This window comes from Paraburkholderia phenazinium (assembly GCF_900141745.1).
GTDB lineage: Bacteria > Pseudomonadota > Gammaproteobacteria > Burkholderiales > Burkholderiaceae > Paraburkholderia > Paraburkholderia phenazinium_B.
Genome location: NZ_FSRM01000002.1, coordinates 1,126,385 through 1,146,590, shown reverse-complemented (window position 1 = coordinate 1,146,590; position 20,206 = coordinate 1,126,385). Strand labels below are relative to the sequence as shown.

The window sequence follows — 20,206 nt, the reverse complement described above, 5'->3', positions numbered from 1 at the left end:
CCCTCTTCTCCACGGACTCGTTCCGCCCTGGTACCCGCTTCACGCTGCCGCGCGGCGTGAACGGCGCATTGCTCTTTCCTCGCCTTACAAACCATCAACCTCTGGACCCGTCCCTCCGATAAACCGTTCGATCAGGCTCGTGATGACGAAGTGAGTTCGCCCTTCGATGTCGCCGGCCCCTGCGCTATCCAACGTGTTTACCTGGAGGAAATGGACCATGTCGATCGATTCGTTCGGTATGACGATGGCGTCGCTGCCGACGCCCGCCGCGCCGCCCGCGTCGTCGGTGGAAGCCGTGCCCGCGAAGAAGCAGTCCACTTCGACGGAACCGTCGGCGTCGACTTCGACTGCAAGCACCGATCCGCTGATGGCCGCGCTTCAGCAAACCCTGTCGCGGCTCGGCTACAACATGCCATCCGGCTCGCTCACGACAGACGCCACCAGCGGTACGGACGCCGCTAGCGGCACAGACCGCGCCGATGGCACCACGACGATCACCGTCAGCGCGACCAGCAGCGACCCGGCCAGCACAGGCGCGCAATTCCTTGCCGCGCTCTATCAGGCGCTAGCGCTTCAACAGTCGATCGCGTCGAGCAACGGGGCCACGTCATCCGGCGATAGTTCGGCAAACGCGATTGCCAGCTTTAACGATGCAGCGACCTCGGGTGGCGGTGTGAGCGCCTATCGCGACATGGGTTCACGTATTGCGGATCTGTCGACCGCATCGCGTCCGGCAGTCGACGATACCGATGCCGATACCGACGCAGGGGAATGGGACGTTGAAGTCGACGACGTAGAAGAGATTTCCGAACCCGAGGAAGCCGAAGCGGCCGACGGTGAGGATCCGCTCGACACCGCCATGTCGAACCTGAGCAACGCATTGCAGGCGCACGTTGCCGCGCTCGACCAGGACCCCGGCGCGACGGTGACGCTGTCCGATGTGCTCGACGGGCTCTCGGACACCGCCAGCAGCCTGAACTGGCAACCCGTGGGCGTACTGGTCGACGTCTCCGCCTGAAACGGCGTTGCGTTAAGGGTGATGTCTACAGAATCCCGGACTTCCAGATCATCTGCGCGGCCGCCAAGAGAACGAACAGCAGCACGAGCTTGCGGAAGACCGCCGGTGGCAGTTTGTCACGCAGCGGACGCACGATCAGCATGCCGGCGATCACCGGGATGCTCGCGGCGGCCGAGATGGCGAGATCGACCCAGCTGGCGTGGGCGCCGCCGCTAAACGCGGCGATCAGCGAAACGATCGAGACCACCAGGATGATGGCAATCTGCTTGGTAAAGGCTTTGCCGGTGGCTCCGGTTGCAATCAGGTACATGGCCAGTAGCGGTCCCGGCACGGAGGCAACGCTCTCCATCACGGCCGCCCCGAAACCGAGCACCAGCCCTACGGGTTTGGCGAAGCCCGGCGATAGCGTGAGCCGGGGCGAAGCGAACAGCAGCAACGCCGCGACGATCAGGGCAATTCCGGCGGCGGCCTGCGCGCGATGAGGCGCAAGCGAAATCAGCATCGTCACCCCGACGATGTTGCCGAGCACCGTGCCGACCAGCGGCGCCGCGATCCGGCGCACGGTGGCAAGCATCTCGCCACCTTCGAGCGCCTGCGGGATATTGCCGAGAATGATCGGCATCGACAGTAGCAGCACCGCCTGCTTGATCGGCAGAAAGTGGCTAAGAATCGGCATCGCCACCAATGGCACGCCGATGCTAACCACCCCTTTGACCATGCCGCCCAGTAACAACGCGGCGAGGATACCGACTAGCGCGTACGGATCGAGCGCCTGCAGAGCGGGGCCTAAAACGCCGTCGGAGAGATTGATGTGAACCATGATGTGTTGGTCTACCCGCTATGACTGCGGATGGGTGGCTTCGAATATCGCGCAGTAAATTTCTTGTGTCTTCGCTGACCCGCCATGCAGGCCCGCTGACCGGTGAGCGCCTACGCCCGCCGGAGCCGCATGATACCCCGGTGCGCCTAGGGCCACCCGGCCGGGCTTTATGCATCGCGCGTCCTTACATCGCCTTACCAACCCTAAAGATAAGTTTCTGCGCGGTCGAAAAGTCAGGCAAGGCGACATCGCACTGCGTGCCGGCGGGCCGCCGCGGAGAAGGCGTTTCGTCTCCGGCGGCCCGCGGCAACGCTGAATGGGCCTCTGGTCGCGCGAGACCAGATCGTCCCAGATGGATACACGGATGAGAAAGGATTGCCATGCAAGTTAGCAACGCCGCGGCGTCATCTACGCTGACGCAAACGGGTGCCAGCGGGAGCACAGCATCGAACTCGCCCCCGGTGTCTGCCACCAGCGACGCAACGACGACGTCCGTTGGCTCGAGCGCCGCGAGCCCCAGCCAGGACTCGGCCGTTACCATCTCGCCAGAAGGCGCCGCGATTGCCGCGCAGGACGCGAGCAGCACCCAGAGCGACGTGACGACGCAGAGCGCAGCGCCGTCAAACACTGCTGGCGGCACGACAGACGCCAGTGACGCCGACTCGGCTAACGACCCCAGCGCAACGGGCGGCACCAGCGACGCCAGCACAACCGGCACCGCTGGCAATAGTGACACCTCGGTCGGCACCACCAACGCCTCGCCGCTCAAATCGTTTACCTACGGCACCTTGGGGCTAGAGCGCCCCGATCAATCGCAGGACAATCGCAACCCCTTCTACACTGCGGGCAGATGGCTGGCGGCCGGACTCACCATCGGGGGAATCATTTCACTGCTGGTTTAAAGACCCTTGCGCACGGTGGACGGATGGCTGGATCGGGCACGGCGGATGCTATGTCCCCTGAAGAAAACAAGCCGCGCCGCAGTCCGCCATGAGAGAAGCGCGTAGCCGCAGATCGCGCACTTCTACGTTTGTGCGCTATCTGCACAGGCATCCCATGGCGTACCGCTGGCCTCTTAAAAGGAAAAGCCATGTCCGCCACACCTCATGGGCTGGCAGCGAACGCCGCTGCGCACCCGCATAACCGCTTTCACGTCGTGCTGACCAGCGTAATCGCCGCGCTGGCCGGCTTATTGTTTGGCCTCGATATCGGCGTGATCTCAGGCGCATTGCCGTTTATCGCGCGACAGTTTCATGTCGGCGACCAGATGCAGGAATGGATTGTCAGTTCGATGATGGTCGGAGCGGCGCTCGGCGCGCTTGGCTCGGGGTGGATGGCCAAAGCCATCGGCCGCAAATACTCGTTGATGATCGGCGCAGCGTTGTTCGCTTGCGCGTCGGGCGTGTGTGCATTCGCATGGAGCCCGGAGATGCTGATTACCGGACGCGTTTTTCTTGGCGTAGCAGTCGGGATCGCTTCTTTTACCGCACCGCTTTATCTGTCCGAAATCGCTCCCCGTACCATGCGCGGCGCCATGATCTCCCTGCATCAGTTGATGGTGACAGTCGGCATTCTGGCGGCTTTCCTCTCCAACACCGCCTTTAGCGGCACAGGAGACTGGCGCTGGATGCTCGGCGTGATCGCCTTTCCGGCGCTCGCCTTGCTATTCGGTTTGCTGTTCCTGCCGCGCAGCCCGCGCTGGCTGATGAGCCGTGGCCGCAACGAGGAAGCTGAGCGCGTGCTGGAAAAGCTGCGCAGCGACCGCAAGAGCATAGAAACCGAAATGAGCGAGATCGCAGATCAGCTCAAAGTGGAATTCCAGGGATGGGGACTATTCCGTAGCAATCCAAACTTTCGTCGTACCGTGGGGCTCGGCATCATGCTGCAGGTAATGCAGCAATTGACCGGCATCAACGTGGTGATGTATTACGCACCGCGCATTTTCGGGCTCGCCGGTTACGGCACCTCGCACGACCAGCTGTGGGGCACGGTAATCGTGGGCGCTGTGAACGTGGCGGCAACCTTTATCGCTATTGGCCTGGTGGACCGCTGGGGCCGCAAGCCGATTCTCTACACCGGCTTCACCGTGATGGCACTTGCGCTCGCTACGCTCGGCGCACTACTGCATATAGGCGTGACGAGCGGCGCCAGCCAGATCGCGGCGGTGGTGATGCTGCTGGTGTTTATCGCGGGCTTCGCGATGTCGGCGGGACCGATGATCTGGATTCTCTGCGCGGAAATCCAGCCTATGAAGGGTCGCGATTTCGGCATCGCAGCTTCAACCTTCGTCAACTGGGTGGCCAACACGATTGCCGGCGCAACGTTCCTCACCTTGCTTAACACGCTGGGTCATGCGCAAACGTTCTGGCTGTACGCGGTAATGAACGCTGCATTTATATTCCTGACGCTATGGCTCGTGCCGGAAACGAAGGGCGTTTCGCTCGAGCAGATCGAACGAAATCTGATGGATGGGCGGGCGTTGCGCAAGCTCGGAGAGTAAGGGTGTTGCAGCCGCGTCGCCCCGCCCGAAAGAGATGATTTTTTACAACGTTGGCGAGCGCATGAAACGAAGTTAAAGTAATGCGCTTAGCTCGACGAGCGTTATACGCCACACATCCTTGAGGCCGTCGTGCTATAGAAAAAGCATAACAACGGAAAGCACGGTTCGCGCATTCCCTCGTCGTCATTCGAACGGAGGCCTTCTTGGACGACTCACTCACGCAGCCTGAAGAACAAACAAAGAGCGCAACACGCGGAAGCCGCTTCAAACGAAGAGTGCGCTGGGTATTCACCAGTCGCAACGGAATGCGGGCCGGCTGGGGCGTCGCGGTTTTTATCGCGACGTTTGTGGCGGTCGTCTTCGGCATCGCCGCGGTGCGGGCGCATTTCGGGCACCATCACCACCCCATCACCCTGTTTACTCTGCCGGTTGCCTATCTAGGCGAGACGTTTCAGCTTGCCGGCCTGATAGCTGCATTGGCCGTAGTGGCGGCCATCGAGCGACGCTCAATGCTGTCTTTTGGCTTGCGGGATTCCGCCGCCTGGACGCGTTTCGGAGGCGGCCTCCTGTGCGGATTCGGCGCAATCAGTCTGATGGTGCTTGTCCTCGTGCAAATGCATCTGCTGGTGCTCGACCCGCCCACGGACCACGGTGTAACAGTCTGGACGCGTGCGGTCGCATGGGCCGGCTTCTTTCTGCTGGTCGGAATCTTCGAAGAGTCGACGTTGCGCGGATATCTGCAATACACGCTGACGCGAGGCATCGGCTTCTGGTGGGGCGTGCTGCTGCTCTCGATCCTGTTCGGCGGTTTGCATGGCTCCAATCCCGGAGAGACGCCCATCGGACTGATCTCCGCTGGCGGCTTCGGGATCGTGATCTGCCTGAGTCTCTGGTACACGGGATCGCTATTCTGGGCAATCGGCTTTCATGCGGCGTGGGACTGGGGTGAATCGTACTTCTACGGCACATCCGATAGTGGCACGCTGGTAGATACCCGGCTCTTTACGGCGCATCCGCTCGGCAACATCCTGATGAGCGGCGGCAAAACCGGTCCGGAGGGCAGCCTGCTGATCTTCCCAATGCTCCTTATCACCGCGGTGTTGATCTGGTTATGGTGGGGACGCCGAACCACATCGCCATTCCGCGGCAGCGGCTGGAAGCCGGCGCGCACCGCTATCCGCTAACGTCGCGCTCAACAGGTTTCCAGTGGACACCGAATGAAAATAGAAGCAGTCCAGTCCAGCGACGAAGCCGCGCTAGCGTCGATGATGTTGAGAACCATCCGGACCAGTGTCCGGATTGAAGCGGACGAGATGGCCGCCGTGATCACCAACGTTCTCGCAAATATGCACTGGGCGTTCGATCATGCACACCAATGCGTACACCTGAAATGCGTCGTGGACGGGCGCATTGCCGGCGCGGTACTGGTCAAGAATTTCTGGAATCTGTGCAGTCTGTTTGTCGAGCCGGGCGACCATCGACGCGGCATCGGTCGAAGCCTGATTGAGGAAGCGATCAGACAGTGCGTGCCGCGCAACGAGCGGCCCTATGTGAGGGTCAATGCAGCGCCTAACGCGGTGGAGTTCTACAGTGCGATGGGCTTCACGCGGGTGGACGACAAGACTCAGTTAAGTACGAGCACGCCGATGGCGCTGTTCCTGTCTGCATCGCGACCGTTGCCCGCCCGATAGCAGGCGCGACGGCGACGCGCGCTTATTCGACGGCGCTGCCTTGCGGGGCTGCGCTGTCTTCCTGAGCGGCGGGGTGGTCCGGTTGAGCGGAGACGTTTTGCTCAGCGTTGCTAGCCTGCTGAACCGCAGCCTCTTGCGCAGCCGCCGCACCCTGCGGAGCGGAAGCGCCTTGCGCAGCGTTCCTGGCTTTTTGCCGCTTGGCCTGCAAGCCGCGCGCACGCGCGGCTTCCGCCGGCAGCACCTGGCCGGCATCCTGACCGTTCAGGTCGACGCGCATGGCGTTTTCGGTGACGCATGCCCAGTAACGGCTACCCCAGCACCACACCTTGATGGCGTCGCGCAAAGCCGCTTCGTTTAAGCCGAGTTCTTCGGAGTGCTCCAGCAGATCCTTGAAGATGCCTACCTTGAGCGGCACCTTCGGAGCCGGATTTTTGGGGAACGCCTTCGGGAATCGCTTCTGAAGCTTGCCGATAGAGAGCACCACCGGATCTACCGGCTTTGACTTTTGCGCCGGCGATTTCTGCGCGGACTGCTTCGGTGCAGATGACTTATGTGCGGCCGCTTTATGCTCAGGTGCGGTGCGCGCCGCGTCGGGCGTGTTACGGCCCCCGTTAGCGTGCTTCGCTACCGCGGCTTGCTTTGCTGCCTCAGCCGGCTTCGCTGGCCTCGCCGGCCTGGCGTGCTTTGCGTGCCTGGCTGCGCGTTTCTCTTCAGCCTGTTTCGCCAGCTGTTCTTTCAGTGCCGCGAGTTGTTCAAAGCCCATGATGCAGTCTACGACGAGGAAAATGCGTGGATTGTAGCAGCTAGACCGGAAAGCGATATGTGCACTTCCGGCGCTTCGCCATGCGGGATGCCTGAGTTCCGTTTTCAGCAAGCAACGTGCCGCAGATTTTTCATCGGCAGCGGTAAATACATTCTCAAACACACGCCGTGAATGCTCAAAGACCCGCATGACAAGAAGCGCTTGTCAGTTGACGAGCAATCAATTCATCGATATTGTTCGGTCCATGGCCGATTCAGAATTCATCCATCCCGGCGTCACTGTCCGGCAGAACTGCCTCGAGCGGTTCAATTTGACCGTCACCGAAGGTGCGCTGGTTCTGGGCGTCAGTCGCCAGGCTTTAACGAATCTGTTGAGCGGCAAGGCAGGTATCTCACCGGAGATGGCCCTGCGTCTCGACAAGGCGTTCGGTGGCGGCGCAGAAACCTGGTTGCAAAGGCAAGTGCTTCACGATCTCGCGAAGGCGCGCCTGCGGCTCGACGAACTCAACGTCGTACCCATGGTGAACGCTCAACAGCCGGCGTTGTTCTAGGCGCCGGCGCATCGACGATCGGTAAGATCCGCGTTAGCCGTCATACCCGTTAGCAAGTGTTGAACCTTTGAATCATCAAAGGTTCGCATTGTTTCGCCCTGCCTTTTTAGCATTCCTTATTTAATTATTCGACTCGCTTCGAAGGCGTTGTTGCGTCCTGCCGTCGCGATCGAAACGCCACGACCTCCCGAACCAGGATGCATCAAGGATGAACATGTCCGGTAATCGCCGCTTCCATATGTTTCTGATCGGCAGTTTCTTTGCCAGCTTCGGTGGATGGATTAACTTTCTCGCGATACTGAACATCGCAACCTATCGATTCAACGCGACACCATTCGATCTGGTGATCCTGAGTGCCGCATTGCTGGTGCCGCCCATTCTGCTCACGCGGATCATCAGCCAGGTTTGCGACCGCTATGCCAGCACACGTGTCCTTGTCGGCGCATTGGCGATCACGCTCGGCACGACGGCCGCCCTGCTTTGGGTCGGCCACTTCGTCGCCTTTCTGCTGGTCGTCGCGTTCAAGTCGGCGGCCCTCGGCTTCACCGATCCTGCCGAAACCGTGTATGTCACCACCAGTGTCGACGAGGCGCAGCAAAGCCGTGCGTTCCGCTTACTCAGTCTGGCTCAAAGCATGGCGAAGATCTGCGCACCCGCTGCCGGTGGAATCGTCGGCGCATGGGCCGGCGACAATCACACGATGCTCGTCTCGATCGTGTTCATCGCCGCAGCCATCCTGATGATGCTGCTGGCCGCGCCGGCCGCTAAGGCCGTGCTACCCGTTGCCGCTGCACCTGACGCAAAGGCTGCACCGCGTACGCGCTGGACCGGTGCCATCCTGCCGCTGCTGCTTTGCACAGGCATTTACTTCGCGCTGGCGGCGGCCGTCAACAATCAGTTTCCGCTCATGCTAAGAAACCAGGGGTTCGACAAGTCGGCGCTCGGCATTGTGGTCTCTTGTGCTGCGCTAGGCGGCATGCTCGGCAGTCTGCTGCCCATGGGACGCAATGCCGAGCGGGCCGGCCTCGGACCACTGCTTGCGCCAGCGTTCGTGTCGTGTGCCGTGTTCATCGCCATTGGCGGCATCTTCCGGTTGCCGTTGCGTCCGGCCGAATGGCTGCTCGCGCTCGCGTTCTTCGCGACCGGCTTCATGAGTGCGCGCTTCAGGGTTGAGTGCCGGCTGTTTATCGCCCGGCGTCTCGCAGATCAGGTGGCGAGCGCCAGTGCCGCACTGCAATCCGCGGGCATGTTCGTGCAATTCGTCGCGCCATGCGTGGGTGCCGTACTGACGAGTCTGCTGTCCACCAGCGATGTCTTCATCGTGCTTGGCTGCGTCGCGGCGGCTTGCCTTGCGGCTGTAGCCTTACGTTTTAGCAAGCAGCCGCAGGTTGCCGGGCTTGCCGCCGCCGCAGACGCAGATTGCCGATAAGCGCTATGCTTTTTGTTTAACGCAACCGGCAACCTGTTCCTCTCGCGGAGTCCACCATGCAATACCGTAAATTCGGCCGCACTGGCCTGAGCGTTTCACGTCTATGTCTTGGCACGATGACATTCGGCTTGCAAACCGAAGAGGCGGTCTCGCACCGCATCCTCGACAAGGCCGCGGAAGCCGGCGTCAACTTCATCGATACCGCGGACGTCTATCCGCTGGGCGGCGGCGAAGATCTCGCGGGACGCACCGAAGAGATCGTCGGCCGCTGGTTGAGGGGAAAGCGCGATCGCTTCATCCTTGCCACTAAAGCAGTGGGCAAGGTTGGGCCGTCGTCATGGGATCAAGGTGCGTCGCGCAAGCACCTGCTCGATGCCATCGACACGTCTCTTCGGCGCCTCGGCACCGACTACGTCGACCTGTACCAGCTGCACTCCGACGATCACGAAACGCCGCTCGACGAAACACTGGAAGCACTCGACATCATCGTGCGCTCGGGCAAGGCGCGCTACGTGGGCGTATCGAACTTTCTGGCTTACCGGCTGGCGCGCGCATTGGGACGCGCGGATGTGCTGCGTGTGGCGCGCTTCGTCTCCGTTCAGCCGCGTTACAACCTGCTGTTCCGGCAGATCGAACGCGAGTTGCTACCGCTCTGCGGAGAGGAACAGCTGGCGGTGATTCCGTATAACCCGCTGGCAGGCGGCCTGCTGACCGGCAAGCACCGCCACGATGCGCAGCCTGAGGCCGGCCGCTTCACCGAAACGGTGGGCAAAGCGGGGGCGACGTATCAGGAACGCTACTGGCATAAGCGCGAATTCGACACCATCGAAAAGCTGAAGGGCATCGCAGCGGACGCCGGCGTGTCGCTGACGAAAGCGTCGCTCGCCTGGGTGCTTGCGAATCCGCACATCACATCGGCGATCATCGGCGCAAGCAATCCTGATCAATTGACGGACACACTCAGCGCGATAGATCTAACACTGAATGCCGAACTGAAAGCGCAACTTGACGATGTGACGCACGAATATCGTTGGGGTGACGCGGCACGCTAAACGGCCAAAGTAGCCTAAAGGTCCTAAAGCGCATAGGCGGCGATGCGATTGCCAACCGGCAATCGCATCTCGCACATCGATTACTCGAAAATGCCGGTACGCTGGGTCGCTTCCGGCAACTGCCGTGTATCACGCAATGAGCGCGGATGCCAGAGCTTGGCCCCGCCTTCGATACCCGCATCGTTGGACACAACCGCCACATTCGCGGGCAGCTTGAAGTTCAGGCGCGCGGCGTTGCCGCCGCCTATCCATAGCTTGTCGTAGTTCACGAGCGAAGCCAGAATCCCGATCACCTTCTCGACGCGGTGGTTCCAGCGCTTGTTGCCCGCCTGCATGCGCGCCGCGTCGCCGATATATTCGTCGTATGCGCGGTTCTTGCTGACCGGGTGATGCGCAAGCTCAAGGTGCGGCATCAGTTCACCGTCGCGAAACAGCGCCGTGCCCGCACCCGTGCCAAGCGTCAGCACGAACTCGATGCCATGACCTTCGATTGCTGCAAAGCCCTGCACCTCGGCGTCGTTGATCATGCGCACCGGCAAGCCGCCGAGCCGCTTGGCCAGCGAATCCGCAAGGGGAATGTCGTGCCAGCCTTCATCGCCGAAATGCGGTGCCGTGAGCACGCGGTTGTTACGCACGAAACCCGGAAAGCCAATCGAGATGCGCGAAGGCGCATGCTCTGCAATCAGCGGCTCGACCAGCTTCACCAGCGTATCGACGAGTTGATCTGGCGTGCAAGGATGCGGCGTCGCCACGCGCAGACGCTCGGTAACCATCTTGCCGTGCGTGTCGATGATCGCGGCCTTCAGACCGGTACCGCCCACATCGATGGAGAGGATGTACCCTCCGCCGTGCCTGACGGCACTTTTAGCCGCGGGTTTGGCCGCAGCCCTGGCAGCGGGCTTAGCCGCGGCTTTCACCACGGTCTTCTTCGCCGCACGTTTAGCAGCGGTTTTAACGGTGCTGCCGGTGCTGCTCTTGACGTTACCTTTGACGTTGGTCTTACGTGTCGCCACGGTGGTCCCCTGTTAGTGTGATGTTAAGCCTTACTTCTTCGCGTCCGCGTCCTTGTCCTTGCTTAAAGGTCGCCATGCATGACCGCTGCGCGCCAGCAGCGCATCCGACTCGGCCGGACCCTGGCTACCCGCGGGGTAGCCGTGCACCGGCAGCGGACTGCCCTTCGGATGCAACACGTCGTCCACCGCGGCCCAGCTCGTTTCGATGCTGTCGGCACGCTGAAACAGCGTCTCGTCGCCGAGCATGCAGTCGTACAACAGCGTTTCGTAGCCGACGTTCGGCTGTTCATCGAAAAAGTCGCCGTAGTTAAAAGACGACTGCACAGCGCCCATCTGCATGATCGGCCCCGGCGCCTTCACGTTGAAATCGAAACTCGTGCCATGCGTCGGATCGATGCGCAAGGTCAGCACGTTAGGCGTCAGCGCATCCACAGGCGTGTCGCGAAACAGCCGGAACGGCACCGTCTTCAGTTGCACCGATATCTCCGTGCGACGCGCCGCAAGCCGCTTGCCGGTACGCAGATAGAACGGCACGCCGGACCAGCGCCAGTTTTCGATGAGCACGCGCGCAGCGGCATACGTCTCCGTCTGGCTGTCGGGCGCCACATCGGGCTCCTGCCGATAGCCCGGCCCTGCCGGTCCCTTCTCGTATTGTCCGAAAACCACGTCATCCGGTTTTACCGGCTGGATAGCGTCGAAAATATCGGCTTTCTTGTCGCGCACTGCTTCGGCGTCGAAGGAATTGGGCGGCTCCATGGCGACCATGCCGAGCAGCTGGAACAGATGGTTTGGCAACATGTCGCGAAACGCGCCGGTCTGTTCGTAGAACGAGCCGCGCCCTTCCACGCCGATCGTCTCGGACGCCGTGATCTGCACGCAGTCGATGTACTCGCGCCGCCAGATCGGTTCGAACAAGGCATTCGCAAAGCGCACGGCCATGATGCTCTGCACGGTGTCCTTGCCGAGAAAGTGGTCGATACGATAGACCTGCTCTTCCTTCGCATTACTCAGGATATGTTCATTCAGATCGCGAGCCGACGCAAGATCCGTACCGAACGGCTTCTCGATCACAATGCGACGGAAGCCTTTGCCGTCGTCGCCTTCCTTGAGCAGGCCAGCTTTACCGAGGTGCTCGACAATCGGCTTGAAGAAGCGCGAACTGACGGCGAGGTAAAACACTACGTTGCCGCCAGGCGTGTTTTCGAGCTTCTGTTTCAGGGCGGAAAACGTGTCGTCGCTTTCGAATTCGCCCGCCATGTATTCGAGGCGCTGCGCCAGCGAACTCCACGCCTTGTCGTCGAGCTTCGAGGTGTGGAAGGTGCTGGCCTTGTCGGCAGCAAACTGCTGCAGCGCCTTGTACAGATCGTCGCGCCACGCGCTGGTTTCGACCTGGCCGTGATTCACGCCGATGATCTTCATCTGCGGATCCAGCAGACCGTCTACAGTCAGGTTGTACAGCGCGGGCATCAGCAGGCGTTTGGTGAGATCGCCGCCTGCGCCGAAGATCACGAGGGTGCACGGCGGCGCCGGGTGTTTGCCTGCCGGTACGGTAGGAGTGGAAGACTGCGCGCCGGCAGAGGAGGAACTTGAATCAGGTGCGTTCGAAGGAGTCGACATAGGGTTCACTTGATCGAAGTAAGCCAGTGGAACAGACGTGGCAATAGAAGAAAGACCAGGGCCGCCGCCGCACAGTTCAAAATCAGTTACGAATCGTCTGTCTGCAGGGTGACTGTAATACCCTTAACCCTGCCCTCCCCCTTCGTTTTGCTGCAGAACCTACTTGGTGACCAAGGCAGCCTCGGCGTCCGTTGTGGCCGGCACTTCGCCCGTCTCGCCCGCCATACGCGGCTGCAGCAGCAACGCAACGAGCCCGCTCCAGCCGGTCTGGTGCGAAGCGCCGACGCCCCGGCCATTGTCGCCGTGAAAGTATTCGTGGAACAGCACGAGATCGCTCGAACGCGGGTCGGCCTGCAGCAGCGGATACGCGCCCATCACCGGACGCTCGCCGTTGCTGTCCTTGAGAAATAGCGTAGTGGCACGCCGTGCGAGCTGATCGGCGATTTCGCGCAACGAGAACTTCTGGCCGGAACCGGTCGGAAACTCCACGCGGAAATCGTCGCCGTAGTAGCGGTGAAACTCGTACAGCGACTCGATCAGCAGGTAGTTGACTGGCATCCAGACCGGTCCGCGCCAGTTCGAATTGCCGCCGAATACACGCGAGTCCGATTCGGCCGGCAGATATTTAACGCAAAAGCTGTCGCCGTTGTGTCTGAAGACGAACGGCTCGTCGCGGTGTACCCGCGAGAGTGCCCGCACGCCGTGATCGGAAAGAAATTCTGATTCGTCGAGGGCACGCCGCAACAACGCCTTCATCCGGTGTCCGCGCAGCAGCGACAGCAGCAGGGTGTTGCCCTTGCCAGTTTCATCCCAGCGCGACACCAGTTTGGCCAGATCGGGACGGTGCTCGAGGAACCAGAACAGTCGCTCCCGCAACCCAGGCAGGCTGCCGTGCAGGCGCTCTTCGAGCACATGCACCGCAAACAGCGGGATCAGACCGACGATAGAACGCACCCGCATTGGCTCGCTGGTGCCGTCGGGCAGTCTCAGCTTGTCGTAGAAGAATTCGTCGGCGCTGTCCCACAAGCCGGTCTCGCAGTCGTCGTCGCAACTGACTGCCTCGGCGATATACAGGAAGTGTTCGAAGAACTTCACGCCGATATCGACGAACACGTGATTGGCAAACGCCAGTTCCAGCGCGATGCGCATCAGATCGAGCGCATACGCCGCCATCCACGCGGTACCGTCGGCCTGATCGATGTGACCGCCGGTCGGCAGCGGCGACGAGCGATCGAAGATGCCGACGTTATCCAGCCCAAGAAAGCCACCCTGGAAAATATTGCGGCCGTCGGCGTCCTTGCGGTTCACCCACCACGAAAAATTCAGCAGCAGTTTGTGGAACACCAACTCGAGGAAATCGCGATCGCCTTTGCCCATCAGCGCCCGGTCGATTTCATAGACGCGCCACGCGGCCCATGCGTGCACCGGCGGATTGGCGTCGCCCAAGGCCCACTCGTAGGCCGGCAACTGTCCGTTGGGATGCTGATAACGGTCCTTGACCAGCAACAGCAACTGCCGCTTGGCGAACTCAGGATCGATGAGCGCAAAGGCCGCGGCATGGAAGGCGAGATCCCAGGATGCGTACCACGGGTACTCCCACTTGTCGGGCATCGAAACGATGTCCGCATTGCACAGGTGACGCCAGTCGGCGTTGCGGCCGCGCTTGCGATTTGCGTCAGGCGTGGGCTGCGCCGGATCACCATCCAGCCAGCGCTGGACGTCGAACTGGTAGTACTGCTTCGACCACAGCATGCCGGCGAGCGCCTGCCGCTGCACGAGCCGTGCGTCGGGATCGTGGATTTCATGCTGCAACGCCGCATAAAACCCGTCGGCTTCGGCAAGACGGCGAGCAAACAGCGCGTCGACATCGAGCGGCACGTCATCCGGTGCGGACTCGGGGCGCCAGCGCATATAAATTACCGCGCGGCCGTAGGGCGGGAGTTCGAGCGGCACGTGGGCCGCTGCCTTGGTGCCGGTGTCGGACCGTACCGCTTGCGCGTCGCCATGCACGAGGTAATCGTTGATGCCGTCCTTGAACGGACCCGCCCCGTCCATATTGAAGAGGCGTTTGACATTGGTGTCGTTCTCGCAGAACAGCCACGTCAGTCCGGGCGCGTCTTTCGACCACGCGGTCACCACAAACGGATCATGTCCTGGCTGGCGCCCCAGCAAATACGTTGCGCCGTTCGCTGTCTGCTTCGAAAGCGATGGACGGTCCTTCGTTTCTTTCCACGACCACGTATTTCGCGCCCAGATCTGCGGCAGCACATCGAGCGAGGCAGACTTGTCGCCCCGGTTTTCGACCGTGACCCGCATCACGATGTCTTCGGGCGTGTGCTTCGCGTATTCGACCTGCACGTCGAAATAGCAGTTGTCGTCGAATGCGCCGGTATCGAGCACCTCGTATTCGGGCATATCGGCGCCGCGCCGCGCGTTCTCCTGCACCAGATCGTCATACGGATACGCAGCGTGCGGATACTTGTACAGCATCCGCATATAAGAGTGGGTGGGCGTGCCGTCGAGGTAGAAATACAGTTCCTTGACGTCCTCGCCGTGATTGCCCTGCGAGTTGGTGAGGCCGAACAGGCGTTCCTTGATGATCGGATCCTGGCGATTCCAGAGCGCCAGCGAGACGCACCAGTTCAGCTTGTCGTCGCCGAAGCCGGCAATGCCGTCCTCGCCCCAGCGATAAGCACGGCTGCGGGCATGGTCGTGGGGAAAATAGTCCCATGCGGTGCCGTTCGGGCTGTAGTCCTCGCGCACGGTGCCCCACTGGCGCTCGCTCAGATAGGGCCCCCAGCGCTGCCAGCGGGCGCATTCCCTGGAGTGCAGGCGGGTGCCTTCGATAGTTGCGAGCAGATTGGCGGCACGCAGCGGCGGCATGGAGCGGTCCCTTGCTTTTCGAGCTTGGCGGTGGGACTCACATCCTAGCGCGTTTTGCTCAAAGGGTGCGCCGGCGTGGGCTTTATCCGGGGCCTATCCGGAGCTTGTCCCATGCCTGCTCCGCAGTCCGCCTAGCGGTTCACCCATTCGCCAGCATCCGCTTAACCCTCAGCAATTCCCCCAGCGACCACGCCTGAAACGGCGTGCCGCCCGGATGATGCGGTGCATCACCGTCGGCCACCTCGCAGAGGTGATCGAGGCCGTCGCGGTCGAGATACTCGATCAGCGGCGCAAGAAAGCGCGTGCGCGCCTGGGCCCGCGCACCTTCGGCCGGTTGATTCACGCGCAACCATGCCTCGACGAACGGCCCGATCAGCCAGGGCCACACTGTCCCTTGGTGATAAGCACTGTCACGCTCGACCTGACCGCCCGCGTAGCGTCCCCGATAGGCGGGATCGGACGGCGCCAGGGTGCGCAGGCCAAGCGGCGTCAACAGGTGCGTCTCGACCTGTTCGACCACCGCACGCGCTGCGGCGCCTTCGAGCAGCGGAAACGGCAAGCCTCCCACCGCGAAAATCTGGTTCGGCCGGATCGAGTGATCGATTTTGCCCCGCACGTGGTCCGCGTCGACGTTGTCGAACAAAGCACTGCTCGCCGGATCCGTGAAGCGCTGTACAAATGCCTGCGAGGCACGTGCCGCTGGTTCCTGCCACTGCGGATTCCACTTCGCAGCAATGCGCAGCGCGTTGATCCACAGCGCCTGCACTTCTACTGGCTTGCCGATACGCGGCGTTACGACCCAGTCGCCGACCTTCGCATCCATCCACGTCAGTTGCACACCTGGCACGCCGGCGCGGAGCAGACCGTCGTCATCGGCACGGATGCCGAAACGGGTGCCACGACTGTACCCCGTGAGAATCTCCTCGACCGCCTGCTGCAGACGCTTGCGTGTGTCGTCGCAAGCGTGCTCCGCGGCCAGGTAGTCGTGCACCGCAACCACGAACCATAGGGACGCATCGACGGCGTTGTATTCGGGCGTGCTGCCGTAGTCGGGAAAGAGATTCGGCAACATGCCTTCGGAGATCGTGCTGGCCCACTCGAGCAGGATCGACTTTGCCGCTTCGTGACGGCCCGATGCCAGCAACAAGCCGCGCATCGCGATGAACGTATCGCGGCCCCAATCGGTAAACCACGGGAAGCCCGCGACCAGCGTGCTGCCTTTTTCACGCGCGATGAGGTAAGCATCCGCAGAGCGATGCAGTTGCGAGGCGAATGCGCTGCGACGCGCAAATTCGCCATCGGCCAGCGCCTGCGCCCGTTCGACAGCCGGCGTGTCATCGGCTTGCGGGCCGGCACGCAGGATCATCAGTGCGGCACCGTCGGCGAGTGAGAAAGTGAACACACCGGGCGTCGCAAGATCTTCGCTGAAATCGAGGCCACGTTCGCGCTCGCGTACATAGCAGAAGTTTCGATACCAGTCCGGCGCGTGAGTGTACGTTCCGTTGGTCGACGCGTGAATCGCCGGCAGGTCACCGTATGGCTGCCAGCTCACCTTGGCGCGGGCATCATCCGTCTGTGCATTGAAGTTGAACGCGGCGTTTTCGTGATGCAGCGCGTGATAGTCGCGTCCCGACAAAAGCGGCCGCACGTTCAACGTATAACGGCTTGCGGCTTCCGCGCTAGCACTGCCCGGCGCAAGACGCCAACGCAAGACCGTCTCGCAGCTCGCCTTCGCAACGAAGACCTCGGCGATCAGTACCGCTTCGCCGTCCAGCTGGAAACGCCACGTCGGCCAAGGTTGCGTATCGAAACCGAGCAGGCTGGATGACACGTCGGGATACACCACGTCTGGCACATAGCGCTGCATGGTGAGTGGATAACGCTTGCCGTCTGCTTCGAGCCACGCTTCGACACCATTGACGAGTGCAACGCGCCCGCCAGGTGGATGCATCGCCGTCAGCAGCAGCGCGTGATAGCGGCGCGTACGCGCCGTGCCGACTGTTCCCGATGCGAAGCCGCCGAAGCCGTCCGCCTCGAGCCACTCGTATTCGAGCTGGAAGGAATCGAAAGTTTTTTCGATGCGCGTCATTTTTACATCCGCCGTTTTTACTGCTTCGATCTTACCGATTTAATGAAACAGCAAGGAAAAATCGCCAGATAGGCGTTCGCCATAATTTCTAATCACTTTCCGAATTCCAACAAATAGCCATCAAATTCGCAGCTCGCAAACGTTACACCGTATTTCATAATATTTTCTTCAAGTCACTGGAGACTGCATCCCGCTACCCCGAACGAGGATGCAGACATGCGAAATTTCCAGGTCGCGGCCACGGCCGTAGTCGTTGCACTCACAACCGTTTTGTTGACCGCCTGTGGTCCGGACGAAAACAGTTCGGCAAGCGTCGGCCAAAGCAATGCCGCAACCAGTTCAGTCACACCCGCGGCCACACTCTCAGCTCCTCAGACAAACCTGGCGGCGACGTCTCCCGCATGGGGCGCGTCAGCCGCGCTAGCAGGCGCCGCTACACCTGGTACCTCCGCCGCATCGGACAGCGCTGTGCAAAGCGTGGAAGCAAGCCTCGCAGGAGACAGCCAGCAGGTTACTCCCGTGCTGCGCTATGCGCCCGGTGACGGCGACCAGAGTGGACACAGCAATTAACCAACGGATTACCCCCAGCGCATCGAGACGCGCTATTCTTTCCCCCCGCAGAAGGTGATAACCAATGACCTCAAACAGCCGTCGCCGTTTCCTGCAGACCGTTGCATCATCCGCCGGTGCCGCCGCCGCGTTGGCCGCATTCCCTGAATCGATCCGCAATGCATTGGCGATCCCGGCCAATTCGCGCACCGGAACGATCGAGGATGTCGAGCACATCGTGGTATTCATGCAAGAGAACCGTTCGTTCGACCACTACTTCGGCCATATGCGCGGCGTACGTGGTTACAACGATCGCTTCCCGATTCCGCTGCCGGGCGGCCAACAGCCGGTGTGGTATCAGCCGTCGAAAGAGAACGCGGCGCAACCGGTTCTGCCGTTCCACCTGAACACGCAGACCACCAGCGCACAATGTATCGGCGATCTCGACCACAACTGGTACCCGACGCACTATGCCATCAACAACGGCGCGTACAACCAGTGGCCGCAGTACAAGACCGACATGACGATGGGCTACTACCTGCGTAGCGACATTCCGTTTCACTACGCACTGGCCGACGCGTTCACCATCTGCGACGCCTACTTCTGCTCGATGCCCGGCCCGACACACCCGAACCGCTCGTATCTGATGACCGGCATGGTCGACCCGAGCGGCACGATGGGCGGACCGCTGCTCGACAACAACGATTACGTGGACGGCGATGGCCCGCCGAAGTACGCACTGCTCTCGTGGACGACGTATCCGGAACGTCTGCAGGCTGCGGGCATTTCGTGGCAGGTTTACCAGCAAGGGCTGACCGGCGCCGATCCGCTGAACGGCAACTACGGTACCAACATCCTGCAGAACTTCGTCAACTTCATCAACGCACAACCGGGCTCGGCACTTTACGAGCGCGCACAGACGGTGCGCACGATTGTCGATCTGAAGAACGACGTGCTCGCAGGCAACCTGCCGCAGGTATCGTGGCTGTGCCCGCCGGCAGCGTACTCGGAACACCCGAGCTACACGCCCGCTTATGGCGCGGAATATACCTCGCAGATCATCGAAGCGCTGACGTCGAATCCGGAAGTCTGGAGCAAGACCGTCCTGTTCATCATGTACGACGAGAACGACGGCTTCTTCGATCACCTCGTGCCGCCGCAACCGGCAACGACCGCGGCCCAGGGTCAATCGACGGTCAGTGTGGCCGGCGAAATCCACAACGTGGTGAATCCGCTGCGCGGCGGCAGCTACACTGCCGACGGCCTGCCGTACGGCCTCGGACCGCGCGTGCCGATGACGATCGTCTCGCCGTGGACCAAGGGCGGCTTTGTCTGCTCGCAGGTGTTCGATCACACGTCGGTGATCCGTTTCATCGAGAAGCGTTTCGGCGTGACGGAGCCGAACATCACGGAATGGCGCCGCGCCGTATGCGGCGACCTGACGACGGCGTTCGACTTCCGCACGCCGGATGCGACGATGCCGCCGCTGCCGGACACCAGCAACTACATCAACATGGCCAACAACCAGTGCGCCGTGAATCCGGCGCCGGTCGTGCCGGCCACGCCGGGGCCGTTCGACGCGCAGGAGTCGGGTATCCGTTTTGCCCGTGCACTGCCGTATGAGCTGCACGTGAATGGCAAGGTGGACGTCAAGGAGAACACCTTCACGATCGATCTCGCCAACACCGGCACGCACGGTGCGCACTTCTACGTCTATGCCACCAACCGCACCGACGGCCCGTGGCGCTATACGGTCGAAGCAGGCAAGTCGTTGACGGAGACTTTCGATCTGACCTCGACGATCGGCGTCTACACGTTCGAAGCGTTCGGCCCGAATGGCTTTGTCCGCAAGTTTGCAGGCAATGCCGTCGAGACGCAGAGCAGGAACAACAAGCCGTCGCTGCCGGAAGTCCGCACGCACTACGACGTGGCAAACGGCAACGTGTACCTGAAGTTCACCAACAAGGGCAAAGGCACCGCGCGCCTGACGGTGATCGACAATGCGTACGGTGCGCGTCCGCGTCAGGTGATCGTGCCGGCCGGCGCGGAGATCGAGGAAGCATGGGTGCTGGCGTCGAGCCACCACTGGTACGATCTGACTGTCAGCAGCAATGACGACGCCAGCTACAGCCGCCGCCTCGCCGGCCACGTCGAAAACGGCCGTCCGAGTATCAGCGACCCGGCCGCTATCGCGCCGACGTTGACGGTAGTCTGAAACCGCTGAGGTGCCGC

At 61.5% G+C, this 20,206-nt stretch carries 16 protein-coding genes; 10 read left to right on the top strand and 6 right to left on the bottom strand.

Annotated features, from left to right (window positions below):
• The first annotated feature begins 217 nt into the window (after positions 1–217).
• Positions 218–1,018: a resuscitation-promoting factor Rpf1 domain-containing protein gene (locus BUS06_RS25245; protein WP_074267137.1), complete on the top strand. Its 801-nt coding sequence runs from the start codon at positions 218–220 to the stop codon at positions 1,016–1,018.
• A 25-nt stretch (positions 1,019–1,043) separates the two neighbouring features.
• On the opposite strand, the gene BUS06_RS25240 is transcribed toward BUS06_RS25245, so the two are convergent.
• Positions 1,044–1,838, bottom strand: coding sequence for a sulfite exporter TauE/SafE family protein (locus BUS06_RS25240; RefSeq protein WP_074267136.1), 795 nt, complete (start codon positions 1,836–1,838; stop codon positions 1,044–1,046).
• A gap of 380 nt (positions 1,839–2,218) precedes the next feature.
• On the opposite strand from BUS06_RS25240, the gene BUS06_RS25235 reads away from it, so the two are divergent.
• The 4 genes from BUS06_RS25235 to BUS06_RS25220 all read left to right on the top strand — a co-directional run bounded on the left by BUS06_RS25235 (position 2,219) and on the right by BUS06_RS25220 (position 6,029).
• Complete coding sequence (locus BUS06_RS25235; RefSeq protein ID WP_083611591.1) at positions 2,219–2,740, top strand: RodZ family helix-turn-helix domain-containing protein; 522 nt, start codon at positions 2,219–2,221, stop codon at positions 2,738–2,740.
• A gap of 188 nt (positions 2,741–2,928) precedes the next feature.
• Complete coding sequence (locus tag BUS06_RS25230; protein ID WP_074267135.1) at positions 2,929–4,338, top strand: sugar porter family MFS transporter; 1,410 nt, start codon at positions 2,929–2,931, stop codon at positions 4,336–4,338.
• Between the two features lie 203 nt (positions 4,339–4,541).
• Positions 4,542–5,522, top strand: a complete 981-nt coding sequence (locus BUS06_RS25225; RefSeq protein ID WP_074267134.1) for a CPBP family intramembrane glutamic endopeptidase — start codon at positions 4,542–4,544, stop codon at positions 5,520–5,522.
• Between the two features lie 33 nt (positions 5,523–5,555).
• Positions 5,556–6,029, top strand: coding sequence for a GNAT family N-acetyltransferase (locus tag BUS06_RS25220; RefSeq protein WP_083611589.1), 474 nt, complete (start codon positions 5,556–5,558; stop codon positions 6,027–6,029).
• Positions 6,030–6,051: 22 nt separating this feature from the next.
• On the opposite strand, the gene BUS06_RS25215 is transcribed toward BUS06_RS25220, so the two are convergent.
• Complete coding sequence (locus tag BUS06_RS25215; RefSeq protein WP_074267132.1) at positions 6,052–6,792, bottom strand: ProQ/FinO family protein; 741 nt, start codon at positions 6,790–6,792, stop codon at positions 6,052–6,054.
• A 244-nt stretch (positions 6,793–7,036) separates the two neighbouring features.
• On the opposite strand from BUS06_RS25215, the gene BUS06_RS25210 reads away from it, so the two are divergent.
• From BUS06_RS25210 to BUS06_RS25200, 3 genes are all read left to right on the top strand, one after another.
• A complete protein-coding gene (locus BUS06_RS25210) occupies positions 7,037–7,342 on the top strand; it encodes a HigA family addiction module antitoxin (RefSeq protein ID WP_074267131.1) in 306 nt (101 codons plus the stop codon).
• Positions 7,343–7,556: 214 nt separating this feature from the next.
• Positions 7,557–8,771 (top strand): MFS transporter, encoded by a 1,215-nt coding sequence (locus BUS06_RS25205; RefSeq protein ID WP_167379430.1) that lies wholly within the window; start codon positions 7,557–7,559, stop codon positions 8,769–8,771.
• Positions 8,772–8,827: 56 nt separating this feature from the next.
• Positions 8,828–9,823, top strand: coding sequence for an aldo/keto reductase (locus BUS06_RS25200; RefSeq protein WP_074267129.1), 996 nt, complete (start codon positions 8,828–8,830; stop codon positions 9,821–9,823).
• Between the two features lie 80 nt (positions 9,824–9,903).
• Here the strand turns inward: BUS06_RS25200 and BUS06_RS25195 are convergent, their stop codons facing one another.
• From BUS06_RS25195 to BUS06_RS25180, 4 genes are all read right to left on the bottom strand, one after another.
• On the bottom strand, positions 9,904–10,659 hold the full coding sequence (locus BUS06_RS25195; protein ID WP_074269280.1) for an ROK family protein: 756 nt from the start codon (positions 10,657–10,659) through the stop codon (positions 9,904–9,906).
• Between the two features lie 207 nt (positions 10,660–10,866).
• Positions 10,867–12,453, bottom strand: a complete 1,587-nt coding sequence (gene zwf / locus BUS06_RS25190) for a glucose-6-phosphate dehydrogenase (RefSeq protein WP_074267128.1) — start codon at positions 12,451–12,453, stop codon at positions 10,867–10,869.
• 159 nt (positions 12,454–12,612) lie between these two features.
• Complete coding sequence (locus BUS06_RS25185; protein ID WP_074267127.1) at positions 12,613–15,336, bottom strand: MGH1-like glycoside hydrolase domain-containing protein; 2,724 nt, start codon at positions 15,334–15,336, stop codon at positions 12,613–12,615.
• A 139-nt stretch (positions 15,337–15,475) separates the two neighbouring features.
• Positions 15,476–17,425, bottom strand: coding sequence for an amylo-alpha-1,6-glucosidase (locus BUS06_RS25180; RefSeq protein ID WP_074267126.1), 1,950 nt, complete (start codon positions 17,423–17,425; stop codon positions 15,476–15,478).
• Positions 17,426–17,641: 216 nt separating this feature from the next.
• Between BUS06_RS25180 and BUS06_RS37525 the strand changes: the two genes are divergently transcribed.
• Together BUS06_RS37525 and BUS06_RS25170 are read left to right on the top strand one after the other, a co-directional pair.
• Complete coding sequence (locus BUS06_RS37525; protein WP_074267125.1) at positions 17,642–17,995, top strand: hypothetical protein; 354 nt, start codon at positions 17,642–17,644, stop codon at positions 17,993–17,995.
• Between the two features lie 64 nt (positions 17,996–18,059).
• On the top strand, positions 18,060–20,189 hold the full coding sequence (locus BUS06_RS25170; RefSeq protein WP_074267124.1) for a phosphocholine-specific phospholipase C: 2,130 nt from the start codon (positions 18,060–18,062) through the stop codon (positions 20,187–20,189).
• The last annotated feature ends 17 nt before the right edge of the window (positions 20,190–20,206 follow it).

Bases quoted from the DNA above. Each gene is read 5' to 3' on its own strand.
- BUS06_RS25245 (WP_074267137.1), top strand. From the start codon at position 218: ATGTCGATCGATTCGTTCGGTATGACGATGGCGTCGCTGCCGACGCCC.
- BUS06_RS25240 (WP_074267136.1), bottom strand. From the start codon at position 1,838: ATGGTTCACATCAATCTCTCCGACGGCGTTTTAGGCCCCGCTCTGCAG.
- BUS06_RS25235 (WP_083611591.1), top strand. From the start codon at position 2,219: ATGCAAGTTAGCAACGCCGCGGCGTCATCTACGCTGACGCAAACGGGT.
- BUS06_RS25230 (WP_074267135.1), top strand. From the start codon at position 2,929: ATGTCCGCCACACCTCATGGGCTGGCAGCGAACGCCGCTGCGCACCCG.
- BUS06_RS25220 (WP_083611589.1), top strand. From the start codon at position 5,556: ATGAAAATAGAAGCAGTCCAGTCCAGCGACGAAGCCGCGCTAGCGTCG.
- BUS06_RS25215 (WP_074267132.1), bottom strand. From the start codon at position 6,792: ATGGGCTTTGAACAACTCGCGGCACTGAAAGAACAGCTGGCGAAACAG.
- BUS06_RS25210 (WP_074267131.1), top strand. From the start codon at position 7,037: ATGGCCGATTCAGAATTCATCCATCCCGGCGTCACTGTCCGGCAGAAC.
- BUS06_RS25205 (WP_167379430.1), top strand. From the start codon at position 7,557: ATGTCCGGTAATCGCCGCTTCCATATGTTTCTGATCGGCAGTTTCTTT.
- BUS06_RS25200 (WP_074267129.1), top strand. From the start codon at position 8,828: ATGCAATACCGTAAATTCGGCCGCACTGGCCTGAGCGTTTCACGTCTA.
- zwf (WP_074267128.1), bottom strand. From the start codon at position 12,453: ATGTCGACTCCTTCGAACGCACCTGATTCAAGTTCCTCCTCTGCCGGC.
- BUS06_RS25185 (WP_074267127.1), bottom strand. From the start codon at position 15,336: ATGCCGCCGCTGCGTGCCGCCAATCTGCTCGCAACTATCGAAGGCACC.
- BUS06_RS25180 (WP_074267126.1), bottom strand. From the start codon at position 17,425: ATGACGCGCATCGAAAAAACTTTCGATTCCTTCCAGCTCGAATACGAG.
- BUS06_RS37525 (WP_074267125.1), top strand. From the start codon at position 17,642: ATGCGAAATTTCCAGGTCGCGGCCACGGCCGTAGTCGTTGCACTCACA.
- BUS06_RS25170 (WP_074267124.1), top strand. From the start codon at position 18,060: ATGACCTCAAACAGCCGTCGCCGTTTCCTGCAGACCGTTGCATCATCC.